This window comes from Bacteroidales bacterium (genome assembly GCA_031276035.1).
Lineage (GTDB): Bacteria > Bacteroidota > Bacteroidia > Bacteroidales > BM520 > RGIG7150.
The window spans coordinates 1-15607 of sequence record JAISNV010000007.1 but is presented as its reverse complement, the minus strand read 5'-3'; the positions used below and the strand labels follow the sequence as shown (position 1 = coordinate 15607).

Below are 15607 nucleotides of genomic sequence, written 5' to 3'. Positions count from 1 at the left end.
TAGCGTTTTCAACAAAAAGGCGATTGGTTGCTTCCTCGTTACGTTTACAGGAATAAGATAGTAATATCACAAATAAGGTAATAATTATACTTTTAGAAACCATTATTTGTGAAGACTTGTGTGATTTGCTGAGAGTTTCCATATTTGCTAATTAATTTTGTTTTAAATTGTGAATGATTTGTAACATCGCTAGTAAGACAGTCATATATTTGCTTTGTAGTAAGATTACAGGGTGGTTCTTGTAATTGTTTCATAATTTCAGGCTTAAACCAATATGTATTAGTTGGGAACGAAGAAGAACCAAATCCATTACCTAAAATTGTTGTATTATTCATACATCTCCATTCAAAATAATTCCCCCACATTTCTCCAACGCCAATATATCCGGCATTAGTTCCATTAGCATTAGTTCCATAACCGTTATTTGCAATAATACCTTCAATATATGCTAACCAATAATTCTTCCCCGCTTTTACATAATGGCTGGCGTGGGATAATTCATGGAAAACTGTAGAGTAGCACTGTTTGGTATCAGTAAAGTCCTTAAGAATAAAAATATCAGGTAAAATATTAAATATATTAAGCAAGTGAGGTGTTACAGAAAATGTGCTTAAGAATGATGTAATCATAGCGGATGCTATCGGAAATCTTCTTAACATAGGTGTCGAGCCCAGCCAACCCCCATTTAATCGCACTGTCCATAAACGCAGATCACTTGGTGGTTTCGTAATGTTGAATGCAGGGCACATTTTTTCTATATATAAATAAGTAGCATTATTAACTGTAGACCATAACCATGCCTTAGAGTTAGTCTCAATATTTTTATTAAAACCTGAACTTGAATTCCATCCCATATCATAGTTTGCTGGCGCCAAGAAAGCCAAATTACCCCATATTTTAAATCCTGTTGAATTCTCAAATATCGTGGCATAATGTACTTTTGTCAAATAAGACTTAGACATTTTATAATAACCAATTTCATCAGTATAAACTTCACACCATTTTACAATGTTATGAACTCTAACTTTCACTTTTTTTACGCCTTCTAAACTATTTGTATTTGTATTTCTGACTTTTATGTAACCGGTCGGATATTTTGATCCTTTGGCAAGCAAAGACTCATTATACTCTGCCTGAGTAATATTATTAGTTTGCATTAAAGCCGTTAACTCAAGTAAAGTCAATGTTTCTAAAGTTGACGTGCTGATTTCAATCTCATTTGATAAAAGTTCTTCCGGAATAAAGCAATGATCTAATATGTCATAACTTAGATTAATGTCATTTGCCTTATTTACAGGTATTGTAGTATATAACCATGGTAAATCACCCTCATTTGCGTCAGGTCTTACATAATAAAGTCCATGTTGGATTATTTCATAGTCCATTGGATATGCAAAAAGTGATAGTCCGGATTTATCAATTAGGTAATTGTATTCCGTCGTATCTTGCGGCTTAAAACAAATATACAAATGCGTTGTGACAATTGCAATGTTTTGATTGATCGGAAGTGATGAGAATGGGTTGCGATTTGAAGCTTTTAAACTGGCATAAGCAGCAGTCATATTTTGAACAGAATACGCGTTTTCAAGCTTATTTCCTAAAATTATTACATTACCAGGTTCATTGGCGAAACCAAGCGTATCACTTTTGAGAATAGGCTCAGATTGCTCTGAGAAAGAGTCTATATCTTTTTTTTCACAACTTGCAAAAAATACAATAAACAGACAAACTACTGAAATAAATAATGGCTTTTTCATAAAAACATTTTTTTCAAAATTAAATATTAGGACAATAGTACCTCAAGTTATTTTTTATTAAATTCCGTATCATGCTTTCTTATAGACTGTTGTTTTGTTAAGATTCACCAAAATCAATCTATTCACATCAAAAACCATAAATAACACATAGCTATCATCTTTCAATTTTACAAACGGCAAAATGCTGTTTGTATGATAACGCTATATAGTTCATGAACTAACTTTCAACAAAACATCTCTATTATGGTTGTAAAAAAGTTGTTCGCAGTACCCAAAAAGTTATTTTACATGATGCGCTGCTGCCTGCAAAATTTCCATAGTTTGAGTATTATAAACATAAACTACAATTTCGCAATTTTCAGGCACCCAAGCACCATTAAGAGTAACATTAAATATATTTGTTTCTTCACCAATACCTCTCAATTCAATCCCCCAAGCACCTGACTCATCAAATGATGTTCTTAAAACGTGATTATGAACATAATTCTCAATAGTTTCGGTTCCGTCAATTTGAGGGCTTACCATTCCGCTTTCAATAATAAAAGCACAAAGATTTGAAGGAATAAGCTCTTCACCTACGAAATTTGTTACAACCCCAATTCGTACAGTGGAGGAATCTCCTTCGTAAACATATATATGATCGAAATTAATCTTCACTTGCGGATCTTGCTCTACAATTTCTGCAACTTTAGCTTCCCACTGACCATAATCCAATAAAAACACACCGTCGGTATTAGTTCTGTTAACTAATCCTTTAGGATATGATTGCAATTCAAAGTAATTGTGAATTTCATTTCCTTCGGGAGTTCTGTAGTTTGTATTGAAACCTTGTCCGACAGGTGTTGAAAAGGTTCCTGAATGAATAGCAATAACAATTACTTTACTTCCGTACATTGTAATTAATTTCTCTGATTCTTCAGCAGCTTTCGGACAATTCGGACATTTATGGCCCGTAAAATCTTCTATAAGAGCTACACGTTTATTTGCGTTTACAGTCGGATTTTCAATCGGGGTATAATAAGAATTTTCAGGAATAACATCACAAGCAACAAATAATGAAACAATCACTATCGGAATAAAATATTTTAAAAAATTTAATTTCATACTAAAGTTATATTTTGATTAAAATGAAGTACTTAAAGACAGAGATATTCCGCTTGCAGCAGGAACATATCTACAAACACCTCCAATACAAAGTAAACCTTCGCGTTGGCGACCATAAGCAACCGATACTCTCGTTGATTTATAAACATAACCGGCAGATATATTATAATAATGTAATTTTTGATCTTTGTCAGGATTTCCATAATTATACTCATCCATGATAGTTATAAACCAATGCGGAGCTAAAGTATATTCCAAGGTTAATGTAGCCCAATTACCCTTATCTTGTTTTGTGAATAACATTTGAGCTTCGGCACGTAAAGTATTCTTTGAATTTATCTTCCACGAAACATCTGCTATACCGATATTTGCTTTTACAATACCATACTCTCCTATTTCATGACCTTCAACCCTATCTTTATCATACAATAAATTTATATAAGTGAAGATACCTTTCCAATTCTTAGAAAATCTTTTGGTAATAATAACATTAATATCTCTGTATAAATTATTATCACCAACAGCAAAGAACGGTGAATTATAACCTAAAGTTCCGGCTTGATCTATTGGAGTAGAATCATCAATCGCTTCTTTCTTAATATCATAAATAAAAGTTGCATCAACTTCTATAGACATTCCGTATTTTCCGCCGATCTTAGTATTCTTTGGAATAGTATAAATTACATTTCCTTTAAGAGACATTTCTCCATTAAGTTGGCTTGCATAAGGATATAAAGAAGGTAAACTATAATGATGTTGTTTACTTAATGGCGGGATAAAGTTAATATCAAGAGCATTATCAGTTGTTTCCATATTAGATTTATAGCTCATATTATCAATTCTCTTAGCAGCGATGGTAACGCCGAAGCCTTTCATAGAATATGAAGCGGTTAAATATAACGCCTGGCCCGGTCTGTAAATATAATTATTATAAGCCGAAGGATTATTTATTTTATAAGCGTATTCGCCCGAGAAACCGAAACCGCCATGAGTTATATTGATTCTTCCGGCACCCGTTGCTACATTTTCAGGTAAATTTAACTGATATAATGAATCTCCTATCAAAATAGTTTTATTCAAATCCGTTTCATGCTTAGTAACGAAGCTTCCGCCGAGTGTAATCTGAGTTCTTCCCTGTATATTAAAAATATCATTAAGAAAGAAATCGCCGTCGAAACCGCTAACTAAACCACGTGAAGAAGAATAGTTTTGCATATTAACATAATTATTCCAGAACCATCTTTGATAACCGGTAAGAGCAGTTAACTTAATTCCTTTGTATGGCATAACGGCAACGCGAGCGCCTCTGATCGCATTATCATAACCAAGATTCCACTCCTGATAACTTCTCAAAGCCAATCCGCTTCCAAACTGTTCGTAAAAATCGCCAATAGTTACATCAATATATTTATTACTATAAGCCGCATAAAAGAAAGGTAAACCAAAACCTTTTGACTTTGAATCGAAGCCGTTCAATTGTGGTGTATAAGCTTCGAAACGAACCCCTGCTCTAAATTTTCCGACCGAGTAATTTAATTCACCAAAAGTATTCATTCCAAAATGCTTTCCGTCCATCGTTTCCTCTGTGATACCTAAAGCCTTATCTTGAAAATAAAATTGCGCATCAGATTGTAAGCTTCCGCTAACAGATGCCGACTCAAATAAATTTTGTGCACTTAACATTGAACCGAAGGACAATGAAATGCAAAAGACAATAAAATATTTAAATTTCATATAAATCTAAGATAAAATAAGTTTAATCTATTTTCTTTCCGGTTGCAACTTTTTTTACTACTTCATAAAGTTCGTCTTCGGCACCTTCGAAATAACTTGTATGTTGCCAAACAATTTCGCCTTTACTATTCAAAACAAATGTGTGAGGAATATTCCCGACATTCAAAGCTCTTTTAAAATCCTGATTAGGGTCTAGTAAAAGCTCATATTCCCACTCCTTAGAATTTGCAAAAGACTTTACATTAGCATTTCTCTGTGCATCATCAATAGAAACAGCATAAAGAACAACACCTGTTTCATCCTGCCAATCTTCATAAACATCTTTAATTGCATTAAGCTCCTTAATACAATTCTTACACCACAATGCCCAGAAACTTATAATAATGGGTTTATCATTATTTTTAATATCGGAAGTATTAAAAGATTTTCCATCAATGGTTTTAATATTGACAGAAGGTAATTTTTTAGCATCTTGTGCATTCAAATTTATAGAAATACAGATAACAGCTATTAAGCTAAAAATAAGTTTTTTCATAATATATTAAATTTAATTTCATTAAAAACACTTTGCAAATATACAGAAAAGATACAAATAGCAAAATGTAGTTAAAATTTTAATTTGCAATTCATATTTGTTTTTATTAAACTTGTAAAGTTTGCATTCCTTTTAACGATCATTTGGTTATACTCTATTGTTTTTGTATCCAGATTATTTACAAAAAGTGCTCCTCAACAAAGTTTGTTTCAATTTTATATATAATACCAACCATGCATCATATAATGTATTTATTAACTACAAAAAACAGTCTAAGAACATCGTTTTCAGAAGCCCACCTATTCCTTAATCTAAAAAATATTTATTATACCTATAATTTTGTAAATATTTTATTTTACCTTTGCCAAAATATCAATATTTTTTGTAAAATTAATGTAAAAGTGTTTTTAATATGAATAAAAAATCATCAATACGATTTAATACTATGCATAAAAATAAAAACATCTGGCGAAATATTCCACATAACAAATTGCTGTATACACCCCAAAATTAAGAATAAATAATTTTATTAAGTAAATAACTCAATTCCAATATAAAAGAAATCTAATTATGCAAATAAAGAAACTAATAAAAAATAATATCAGTCTGATAAAATATTTTATTGTCGGTATTATCAACACATTGGTTTCATTGATTGTTATTGCTATTTGCATGTATTTATTCAATCTGAAATACGACACTTCAAACATAATAGGTTATGTCATCGGATTAATAAACAGTTTTATATGGAATAAGAATTGGGTATTTAAAAAAAGAGAGTCGAACGAATTGCTAAAAGAAATAGTATTATTTTTACTGGTGTTTTTATTATGCTTCGGAATACAGTTTCTAAGTCTCAAAGTTATGGTTGAAAAACTAAATTTACAAGAATATATTTCACAAGTTATTGCAATGATTATTTATACTATCCCCAGTTATTTTCTGAATCGTTTCATTACCTTTAAACAAAAGAATAATTTATGATAACCCTGGCAATTGTCGTACCATGCTACAATGAAGAAGAAGTTTTACGTGAAACTTCAAAAAGACTTTTTTCTATCGTAAATAAATTAATCGATAACTCCAAAATAACAAAAGACAGCTATGTCTTATTTGTAAATGACGGGAGTAAAGACAATACATGGAAAATTATTAAAGAGTTACATGAGTACAATAATATTTTCAGCGGACTGAACTTAGCAGGTAATGTAGGCCACCAAAAAGCCTTATTAGCCGGATTAAGTTTCGCTTCCGACAAATGTGATGCTGCTGTTTCCATAGATGCGGATTTACAAGACGATGTAAATGTAATCGAAGAAATGGTTGATAAATTTGCTGAGGGAAATGATATTGTTTATGGTGTGAGAAATTCAAGAGAAACGGATACTTTCTTTAAGAGAAATTCAGCTTTGGGATTCTATAAATTAATGAAATCGCTGGGAGTTGAAACAGTATATAATCATGCCGATTATAGATTGATGAGCGCACGAGCCTTAAATGCTTTGATGGAATACAAAGAACGAAACTTATTTTTAAGAGGTTTGATGCCTCTTATCGGATATAAAACCGATAATGTTTATTACAAACGAGATGTAAGATTTGCCGGAGAATCGAAATATCCATTTCGTAAAATGATGAATTTTGCTTTAGACGGAATAACTTCTTTTAGTATAAAACCGTTAAGGATAATATTAGTTGTTGGAATAATAAGCTTAATAATCTGTTTTATTTCTTTGATTTATATTTTAGTTTCATATTTCATGGGAAATATTATACAAGGATGGACATCAATAATGCTGTCTTTATGGTTTATCGGATCCTTAGTTATTATTTCCTTAGGCATTATCGGCGAATATATTGGAAAAATATATACAGAAGTTAAAGAAAGACCAATGTATAATATTGAATCCGTACTTTTTGAACGATAGATAAAAATAATAGTAAAATATTTTGATAGTATGACGACTTCTCTTAAATTAAAAATAAACCCACACAAAAATCTTTTAGAAAATATATTTTTTACCTGTGTGCTTCTTACATTTTGTTATTTCTTCTTCTTTAACCAGTTAGGAGGAAAAACTCTTAATTTATGGGATGAGTCGAGAAACGCCGTAAATGCATTAGAAATGAGTGAAAGTAATAATTTCCTTGTCACTACTTATAACGGTAAACCCGATAAATGGAATACAAAGCCTCCTCTATTAATAATAACCCAATCATTATTCATAAAAATATTAGGCCCCAAAGAATTAGCAATACGGCTGCCCAGTGCGATATGTACAACATTAACAGTATTGTTTCTTTTCTTTTACATCAGCAAAGTAACTAAATCGAAACTGCTGGCTTTTTTATCGGCTTTTGTACTTATAACAACCAGAGGACTTATATCTTTCCATGGAGTACGATATGCCGAATACGAAGGAATGTTAATGCTTTTTTCTACAATATTTACCTTATTATTTCTGTATTATTTACATTCAAAAAAAATAAAATATTTATACTTAACAACAATTGCTTTTAGTCTGGCTTTTATGACAAAAAGTTCCGCTTCCTCATTATTTTTACCGGGACTATTAATTTGTTTACTTTTAAGCAAGCAAACAATAGATTTATTAAAGAATAAACATTTTTATTTTGCTATTCTGATTCCGATAGTAGTAATTGGCAGCTATTATATTTACAGGGAAATTGTTACTCCGGGATATCTTAAAATAGTATATGAAAATGAATTTGGAGGAAGAGCTTTTTCTGTTATAGAAGGGCATGCTCTTACTTTTGACGCATATTTTAAGAATTTAAAAAATTTCGCCTTCAGAATATGGATCTATACAATACCTTTCGGAATAATATTTACATTCTTCGAAAAAAACTCCCGGATAAAGAAACTTTTTATTGCATCTGCAATATTAGCAGTATCTCATATGCTTATAATTTCGCTTCTTAAAACAAGGATATTATGGTATATGTTACCCGAATATCCGTTTTGGAGTATATTAGCTGCGATTTCTGTTTATCAGGTTATCTCATTTATTATAAAATTTATAAAGAAACCTGTTATCAAAGTGATTACGGCAGTTATTCTAATATCTCCATTGATATATTATAATATTATGGATGTTCATAAACAATTTAAATATGAAATATTGGAAAATAAAAATGTCAAATTGTTTCTAAGAGACGAGTTTAGGAAATATATTGATAAAGAAAATGATCAAGTGAATTTTATTACGGTTTGGTACAAACAGGGAACCAATTTCTATATTAAAATATTATTGAACGAGGGCTATCAAATAAATTATTCATCTGTATATGAGCTTGACGAAGGCAAGATATTTTTGTTAGATAATACTCCGGGTTTTGGTAAAGAAAGACCTTTGATAACTTCCGTCCGAATTTGTATGTTTTATGACGAAATATGTGAATATGACACCTATAGCTTACTATGTAGGATTGAAAGGTTAAGAACTCATCAAGAATCTGTTGACTTTATAAAAAACACTTTATTATCTAATGAAGATAAAAATAAAATAATTGAAACAGCTAAAAAAAATAATGTAGATTTTGAAACTCAGTTAAACATCTATTGCGACCAAACTATAAGTGAGGCTAAAAATGAACTTAAATTAAATTGATTTGCCTAATTAAATTCATCTAAACACCCTATTAAGCATAACCTTAATCATTTCAAAATGAATTCATACAACATGACATTCATTTTGTTTTTCATAATTTGAAATTAAAGTTTAACTTCTTTAAATCTTCTAATCTTTTTTCATTCAAAAAAACATCCTGCTTATCAAATATACAACAAAAGCCGCAACTACAATAAGTCGTGGCTTTTACTTTAACTAATTAATAAAAATTATTGAATCCTATTTAGACAATATTTCTTCCGCAATAATAGAACCGATTAAATAAGCCGGAGCAGAAGTGTTGCCGTCAACATGATAAGGGATAACTGAAGCATCTGCAACAATTAAATTCTTTACACCATATACTTCGCCGGAAGAATTTACCACAGCGCCTTCTGATTCTTTGCCCATACGCAATGCGCATTGGTCGTGGAAGCTATTTGTAAAACCATTTATAATGAATGCCTTGAGTTTGTTATCATCCGCCAACTCCTCCTTTGTCGGTGAAATCAATTCGTAAGCCGGATCAATCTTGTGTAATTCTTCCCCGATACGTGCAATATATTCCCGAAGCATGCTTTTCAATAGTTCCAAGTCATCAGGATTACTAAGAAATTGATAATCCACCGATATTACTTTTAACGGATCATCACTCAAAATGGTACTGAATCCTCGACTTTTAGGATTCACATTGAGCAAACCGAAGTTAACCATACCGTTGCCCATGTCCGAAATAAATATCTGTATGCTCCGCTCTTGCGAACTACGGGAACCGCGAGGATCCGGTAGAAAAGCTCCTCCTATCCATTTTGCATTCGGGTCGTTGGTTGCCAATTCTTTTGCATCCGATTCGTTGACTTTAAATATGGCATGGCAATAATCATCGAAGGCAAGATCGGCACCTACATTCTTGTTTTCATACACAACCGGAATATCAAATTTCTCGAGCGTTTCGCGGGAACCTATCCCTGATAACAATAATAATTGAACACTGTGAATTCCTGCCGAAACAATAACTTTCTTACTTGCGGAAGCCTGTTTAGACACACCATTATGAATATATGTGACACCTTCGGCGGTTTTATCGGAAGAGAATAAGATCTTGGTAGCAGTAGCATGATTCAGTACAATCAGATTTTCACGTTTGCGAACATCTTCATTCAAAAAGCAAACCGAAGCACTGGCACGACTTCCGTCGGGTTTTTGATATACTTGATAGCGGGTGAACGGCCCTATCGGAGTTCGAGGGTCATTATAGTCATCCACCCGTTTAAGTCCGGTTGCATTTTCCATTGCCGATACTAATTTCTCAACAATGACAGGCGTTTGTTGCAAGTTCTGACGGATATTCAGTTCGCCTTCCAAACCATGAACATCTGATTTTGCCGCCTTGCCGTTGAAGTTTTCGAGTTCACGAAAATGTTTTGTAACATTTTCAGGGCTCCATTTATCTCCGGCAGCTTTTTCCCAGTTCTGCAAAACAAAGGGTGTAGGACGAACATACATCTCACCATTGATTGAAGAACCTCCTCCCGAAGTACGACCATGACCGATATTAAGCGACATTCCGTTCAATTCGCTTTGTGAAGCCGTTTGGCCCGGCCAAAAGAACTCAGGGAAATGAGAATAAAGATTTGTGTTCGCACTTATTACCATGGGATCTTTATCGTTGTTGTCACCGGCTTCGAGTACCAACACCCTATTTTTACCATCAGCACTCAGACGGTTTGCTATTACCGCTCCGGCAGGTCCCGTGCCTATAACGATATAGTCGAATTTTTCATTTTTCATGTTTGTTTCTTTTTTTGTTTTGTTACCTTCTTTTATTTCATTCGAATAACTTTTATTACCGGCCCCCATGCAAAAAACAGCAATGAGCAAACCAATCCACATTTTTTTCATCATAATATTTCTTTTTTTTGATTAAGAATAGAATTACTCAACAATATATTCAGTATAATGTTATTCTTTTGGATAGCCGACAGGATGTTGTAACAATATACTCTGTTTGTTTTTAAGTTTGCATGCCTTTGCAAAAGCATCGCTATCCATACTGCCTCTGCATGACACGGTAGCCATATCCAGAGCTGTACATACCAAATAGATATTTTGTGCTACATATCCGACATTCATCAGGGCAGTTTCTCTTTCTCCTTGAGCCGCCACAAGAATTATATTCAATGCAGGCATATTTCCGCGTATTTTCTGACGGTGATCCCCCTCTGAAACAGGTTCAAGGATATGTGTTTTATGATTATAAAAATATGTACCCTCAGGCAAGGCAACGTAAAGCAATATATCTTGTTTGTTCATAGACGACGGCGCAGTTCGGTGTCCATCCGGACGGTTTATGCCGTTAGCAGCCCATAGCAAATCGGAAAGATCTTGCAAACTAAGTTGTTTGTCAGAATAATTTCTTTCCGAATGACGTTCCGAAAGGGAATGCATAAGGGATTTCCCCCTTTCCAAATTAGGTTGATTTAGTTTGATTGGCTCCAAGCCGGTCGACGGCCCTTTAGCAATTAGCGCAATAGGAACACCTATCACCATTAAGAATAAGAATACTTTTTTCATAATTATAATTTTAAACTGTTTTAAATTTTAAAGATTAATGATTTCAAAATATCGTTTCTGAATATGCTGTTTATTTTGAATTTATTCTTCCTGCGTTAATTTATGAATTTCCTCCTGGAATTTGTTGCTTATCGTATTTCTATTAATATTTATGTCCTGACGGACAATGTTGCTTGTTGCTTCTTTTTTAGTGTTTCATTTCGCTGTTTGAAGTATTTTCCTGTTTGGTTCTGCTTCGCCGGCACAGTCTTTAACCTATTCATTTACTTCATTATAATATATATATCAACATATTTTGCAAATATATTGATTTTATTCATTTGAATTATATCTGTTAACAATTTTTCAATAATTCATTTCATTCACTCTCCTAAGGCCTCAACCCATGGCTATTTTGATGTGTAAAAAAGTTGTCAATTCAAGAGTAGAACATAGAAAACAAAAATTCCTTGTTTTGTATAAAACAATCTTCGTTTTGTTTAATCCCCGATTCAGCAAGCCCATATACTTTTGCCGAAACATAAAAATTAAACAAATGAAGTACAAGACAATTTTAATCACTGGAGCTTCGGACGGAATCGGGAAAGAGACCGCCAAAACGCTTGCAAAACAAGGACACACAATCATTCTCCACGGTCGCAATAAACAAAAATTGCAAATCGTTTATAACGAAATCAAAACCGAAACAGGAAACAAAAACATTGACATGTTTACTGCCGACTTCCTTTCGCTAGCCGAAATTAAACGCTTTGCGGATACAATCAAAAAGAAATACGATCATTTGGATGTACTTATCAATAATGCGGGAGCACAATTTACCAACAAAAGGGAAATCACCGCTGACGGACACGAAAAAACAATGATGATTAACGTGTTTGCTCCTTTTCTTTTAACAACGCTTTTGCTCAACTTACTCAAGAAAAGCCCTTCCGCACGAGTTGTAACCGTTTCATCAGCCGCACACGGAATGAGCGGAAAACCCTATTTAGACGATATCGAGTTGAAAAATCATTACTCCATGTCGAGAGCATACGGATTGTCAAAACTGTATATCATTTGGGTAATGCGTCATTTCGTAACCGAAATGAAAAAAGAAAGAATCAACAATATCACATTCAATTCCGTACACCCTGGATCTGTACGAACAAATCTTGCAAGAGAATCTTCCGCTTCGTTTATGTATCGAATCATAATGTTTCTTTGGCAACCGATGCTGATAAGCCTTACCAAAGGTGCTAAAAGCAGTATCGAAACCGCCATTTCGCCCGAATTAGAAGGCGTTACAGGGAAGTATTTCGGACCAAAAGGCGAAGAAAAACCAAATGAAAAATATTATTCTCTCGAAAATGAACAAAAAATTTGGGATTACTGCAAAAAAGTTACGGAGGATTATATATGAAAGCAACATTTATTACACTCCTTATCCTGACAGGAATTTCGGCTGTTGTATTCGGGCCGCGAATATTTAAGGATATAAAAAAGAAACGGAATTATGAGAATACTTACGCTATACAGAATGTCGGAAACCGTAAAGATATTCGTGTGTATAATGCAGAAAATGCCGATCAAACAAAAATTATCCTTTACAGTCATAACAATTGGGAATGTATTACATGGCAGTTGATTGAGTTGGAAGAAAACACTTATCTGCTAAAGAACTTGTACACACAAAAAACCTTTCAGCCCGCTTCTGTACCGCAGTCGGGCGTGAACCTTTGGCAACAAACATTAGGCGGAAGTTTATTTCAGTACTGGGAATTTCTCAAACAACCGGACGAAACCTATCTGATACGGTTAAAAGACACAGAACTCTACATAACCGCTACTTCCAACGAAGATAATTCCGATTTAATTCTTATGCCGATTCAAGATTCGGACAACCAAAAATGGCGGTTGATACGGCAAAACCCGATTATTTAATAAACATGATTTTATTTTATTGATATGATTTCCCTATGGGAAATTTGAAAATTATTCATTATCAATGCAAAAGCCTTTGTCCGGAGGACATTCATAGCAATAGAAAAATTGGTTATCAATGCAATATTCTTTGTCCGTAGGACATCCATAGCAATAGAAAATTCGTTATCAATGCAAAAGCCTTTGTCCGGAGGACATTCATAGCAATAGAAAAATTCATTATCAATGCAAAATTCATTTGTCCGTAGGACATTCATAGCAATAGAAAAATTCGTTATCAATGCAAAAGCCTTTGTCCGTAGGACATCCATAGCAATAGAAAAATTCGTTATCAATGCAAAAGCCTTTGTCCGTAGGACATTCATAGCAATAGAAAAATTCGTTATCAATGCAAAAGCTTTGTCCGTAGGACATTCATAGCAATAAAAAAATTCGTTATCAATGCAAAAGCCTTTGTCCGGAGGACATTCATAGCAATAAAAAAAAATTAATATACCTTTGTAAATAAAATGAGACCAAACGATATAATAAAAATAAACACGATTGAGGAATACACAGAACGTTTCGGCTGTCCGCCCGCCAATCATCCCTTAATGAGCATTTGCCGTTTAGCTGAGGTAAAAGATTTCGTACCTTTCGGCAAATCCGTACAACTCAATTTATACACTATCACCATAAAAGACGGAGCAAAATGCACCTCAATATACGGTTGGCGCGAATACGATTTCAAAAAAGGCCTGATAAACTTTTTTGCTCCTAACCAAATACATTCGTGGAGCGAAGAAACGGAACAATCCGATGCATGGGGCTGGTTGCTTGCATTTCATCCCGATTTCATCCGCAAATATCCCTTGGGAGCGAAAATCGGTACGCTGAAATTCTTTTCGTACGAAACAAACGAAGCCCTGCATATGTCGGATGCCGAACGCTTGCAGATAGATGTAATTATGCAAAACATACAGGATGAAGACAAAAGGAGTATTGACGAATATAGTCAGGAAATAATTGTTTCCCAGTTAGATGTCTTGCTGAATTATGCAAAACGCTTTTATACACGACAATTCCGGACAAGAAACGGTGTGGAAGCCGATATAATTACACGTTTCGAATCCGTACTTCACAAACATTTCGCACAAGATAATGATAAGCTCATTTCTGCAAGCGATATAGCTTCCGAGCTGGCAATGTCAACCAATTATTTGAGCGACCTGCTGCGAAGTCTCACAGGAATGAACATACAACAACATATTCACGCCGGTCTGATAGAGCGGGCAAAAAGTTTATTGCTGACAACCAATCTTTCTATCAACGAAATTGCTTTTTCGCTCGGATTCGAATATCCGCAATACTTCAATCGTTTATTCAAAAACAAAACAGGAAAAACCCCTGTTGAATTTAGAAATATTAATTAATAAAAAATATGAAAGTAATTATTACAGGTGCATCCGGAATGGTCGGAGAAGGTGTATTGAGATCGTGTTTGAAACGGCCAAAAATAGAAAAAATCCTTGTGATCGGCCGTCAAACGTGCGGATATACCGATGATAAACTGACCGAACTGCTGATACCCGATTTTTTTGACCTGACCGCGATAGAAACCCAAATGAAAGGTTACGATGCATGTTTCTTTTGTCTGGGTATCTCGTCTGTCGGCATGAAAGCCGATGACTATTATCACACGACTTACGACCTGACAATGCATTTCGCCCGGACATTTGCAGCACAAAACCCCGGAGCAACATTTTGTTACATATCCGGAGCCGGAACAGACACCTCTGAAAACGGACGTACAAGATGGGCACGCGTAAAGGGTAAAACCGAAAACGACCTGATACGGATGACGGATCTGAAAGCATATGCCTTGCGTCCCGCTTTTATGAAACCCGAAAAAGGGTCATTGCACGTAAATCGTTATTATTGGGGATTCGCCCGGATATATCCTTTAGGCAGACGGCTTTCTCCCGGATTCTTCATAATGCTCGACCAGCTTGCACAGGCAATGATTGTATTAGTAAGACGGGGATACGACAAACGAGTGATCGAAGGACGTGACATTGTCGAACTGGCAAAGATAACCCATTGATATACGATTACGACAAATGTCCGTAGGACATACATATCAATAAACGCAATAACAAAATTGTCCGTCAGGACATACATATCAATAGCAATTCAGGGAAAAACATTTTGAATTTCTAAAATTATTTGATGTAGAACACGATGAAAGATATGTTTTCAAGCAAATTGAATAATTATGAAACCTCTACGAGGTTTTGATATTGGGGTTGAACATGTTTTCTATTGTTATTAATGCCCTAACGGGCAAAAGGCAAAATTTCGGATAAAAATGA

General features: G+C 34.0%; 13 protein-coding genes. 7 read left to right on the top strand and 6 right to left on the bottom strand.

The features are described from left to right. Window positions 1-92: 92 nt before the first annotated feature. The 4 genes from LBP67_02115 to LBP67_02100 form a co-directional block, all read right to left on the bottom strand. On the bottom strand, window positions 93-1757 hold the full coding sequence (locus LBP67_02115) for a hypothetical protein (protein MDR2083775.1): 1665 nt from the start codon (window positions 1755-1757) through the stop codon (window positions 93-95). Between the two features lie 279 nt (window positions 1758-2036). Continuing rightward, window positions 2037-2861 carry an Omp28 family outer membrane lipoprotein gene (locus tag LBP67_02110; GenBank protein ID MDR2083774.1) on the bottom strand — a complete coding sequence of 275 codons (825 nt, stop codon included), beginning with the start codon at window positions 2859-2861 and terminating at the stop codon, window positions 2037-2039. 18 nt (window positions 2862-2879) lie between these two features. Beyond that, window positions 2880-4595 carry a DUF6029 family protein gene (locus LBP67_02105; GenBank protein ID MDR2083773.1) on the bottom strand — a complete coding sequence of 572 codons (1716 nt, stop codon included), beginning with the start codon at window positions 4593-4595 and terminating at the stop codon, window positions 2880-2882. Between the two features lie 22 nt (window positions 4596-4617). Then, window positions 4618-5130, bottom strand: coding sequence for a TlpA family protein disulfide reductase (locus LBP67_02100; protein ID MDR2083772.1), 513 nt, complete (start codon window positions 5128-5130; stop codon window positions 4618-4620). Between the two features lie 570 nt (window positions 5131-5700). On the opposite strand from LBP67_02100, the gene LBP67_02095 reads away from it, so the two are divergent. From LBP67_02095 to LBP67_02085, 3 genes are read left to right on the top strand one after another with little or no spacing between them, the layout of a single operon-like run. Beyond that, the gene (locus tag LBP67_02095) at window positions 5701-6114 is read left to right on the top strand and encodes a GtrA family protein (GenBank protein ID MDR2083771.1); all 414 of its coding nucleotides are present in this window, start codon (window positions 5701-5703) and stop codon (window positions 6112-6114) included. Next, window positions 6111-7058, top strand: a complete 948-nt coding sequence (locus LBP67_02090) for a glycosyltransferase family 2 protein (GenBank protein ID MDR2083770.1) — start codon at window positions 6111-6113, stop codon at window positions 7056-7058. Before LBP67_02095 ends, LBP67_02090 begins: the two co-directional genes overlap by 4 nt. 30 nt (window positions 7059-7088) lie before the next feature. Further along, on the top strand, window positions 7089-8762 hold the full coding sequence (locus tag LBP67_02085; protein MDR2083769.1) for a glycosyltransferase family 39 protein: 1674 nt from the start codon (window positions 7089-7091) through the stop codon (window positions 8760-8762). Window positions 8763-9002: 240 nt separating this feature from the next. Here the strand turns inward: LBP67_02085 and LBP67_02080 are convergent, their stop codons facing one another. Continuing rightward, window positions 9003-10667: a GMC family oxidoreductase N-terminal domain-containing protein gene (locus LBP67_02080; GenBank protein ID MDR2083768.1), complete on the bottom strand. Its 1665-nt coding sequence runs from the start codon at window positions 10665-10667 to the stop codon at window positions 9003-9005. 57 nt (window positions 10668-10724) lie between these two features. After that, window positions 10725-11336 carry a SagB/ThcOx family dehydrogenase gene (locus tag LBP67_02075; GenBank protein ID MDR2083767.1) on the bottom strand — a complete coding sequence of 204 codons (612 nt, stop codon included), beginning with the start codon at window positions 11334-11336 and terminating at the stop codon, window positions 10725-10727. Between the two features lie 535 nt (window positions 11337-11871). Between LBP67_02075 and LBP67_02070 the strand changes: the two genes are divergently transcribed. The 4 genes from LBP67_02070 to LBP67_02055 all read left to right on the top strand — a co-directional run bounded on the left by LBP67_02070 (window position 11872) and on the right by LBP67_02055 (window position 15339). Next, entirely contained in the window at window positions 11872-12735 is an 864-nt protein-coding gene (locus LBP67_02070) for an SDR family NAD(P)-dependent oxidoreductase (GenBank protein MDR2083766.1), read from the top strand. Further along, entirely contained in the window at window positions 12732-13256 is a 525-nt protein-coding gene (locus LBP67_02065; protein MDR2083765.1) for an RICIN domain-containing protein, read from the top strand. The genes LBP67_02070 and LBP67_02065 overlap by 4 nt, the downstream gene beginning before the upstream one ends. A 509-nt stretch (window positions 13257-13765) precedes the next feature. After that, entirely contained in the window at window positions 13766-14668 is a 903-nt protein-coding gene (locus LBP67_02060; GenBank protein MDR2083764.1) for a helix-turn-helix transcriptional regulator, read from the top strand. 284 nt (window positions 14669-14952) lie between these two features. Next, window positions 14953-15339: a hypothetical protein gene (locus LBP67_02055; GenBank protein ID MDR2083763.1), complete on the top strand. Its 387-nt coding sequence runs from the start codon at window positions 14953-14955 to the stop codon at window positions 15337-15339. The last annotated feature ends 268 nt before the right edge of the window (window positions 15340-15607 follow it).

Excerpts from the sequence above, each read along its gene's own strand:
- LBP67_02115 (MDR2083775.1), bottom strand. The coding sequence starts at position 1,757 with ATGAAAAAGCCATTATTTATTTCAGTAGTTTGTCTGTTTATTGTATTT.
- LBP67_02110 (MDR2083774.1), bottom strand. The coding sequence starts at position 2,861 with ATGAAATTAAATTTTTTAAAATATTTTATTCCGATAGTGATTGTTTCA.
- LBP67_02105 (MDR2083773.1), bottom strand. The coding sequence starts at position 4,595 with ATGAAATTTAAATATTTTATTGTCTTTTGCATTTCATTGTCCTTCGGT.
- LBP67_02100 (MDR2083772.1), bottom strand. The coding sequence starts at position 5,130 with ATGAAAAAACTTATTTTTAGCTTAATAGCTGTTATCTGTATTTCTATA.
- LBP67_02095 (MDR2083771.1), top strand. The coding sequence starts at position 5,701 with ATGCAAATAAAGAAACTAATAAAAAATAATATCAGTCTGATAAAATAT.
- LBP67_02090 (MDR2083770.1), top strand. The coding sequence starts at position 6,111 with ATGATAACCCTGGCAATTGTCGTACCATGCTACAATGAAGAAGAAGTT.
- LBP67_02085 (MDR2083769.1), top strand. The coding sequence starts at position 7,089 with ATGACGACTTCTCTTAAATTAAAAATAAACCCACACAAAAATCTTTTA.
- LBP67_02080 (MDR2083768.1), bottom strand. The coding sequence starts at position 10,667 with ATGATGAAAAAAATGTGGATTGGTTTGCTCATTGCTGTTTTTTGCATG.
- LBP67_02075 (MDR2083767.1), bottom strand. The coding sequence starts at position 11,336 with ATGAAAAAAGTATTCTTATTCTTAATGGTGATAGGTGTTCCTATTGCG.
- LBP67_02070 (MDR2083766.1), top strand. The coding sequence starts at position 11,872 with ATGAAGTACAAGACAATTTTAATCACTGGAGCTTCGGACGGAATCGGG.
- LBP67_02065 (MDR2083765.1), top strand. The coding sequence starts at position 12,732 with ATGAAAGCAACATTTATTACACTCCTTATCCTGACAGGAATTTCGGCT.
- LBP67_02060 (MDR2083764.1), top strand. The coding sequence starts at position 13,766 with ATGAGACCAAACGATATAATAAAAATAAACACGATTGAGGAATACACA.
- LBP67_02055 (MDR2083763.1), top strand. The coding sequence starts at position 14,953 with ATGCATTTCGCCCGGACATTTGCAGCACAAAACCCCGGAGCAACATTT.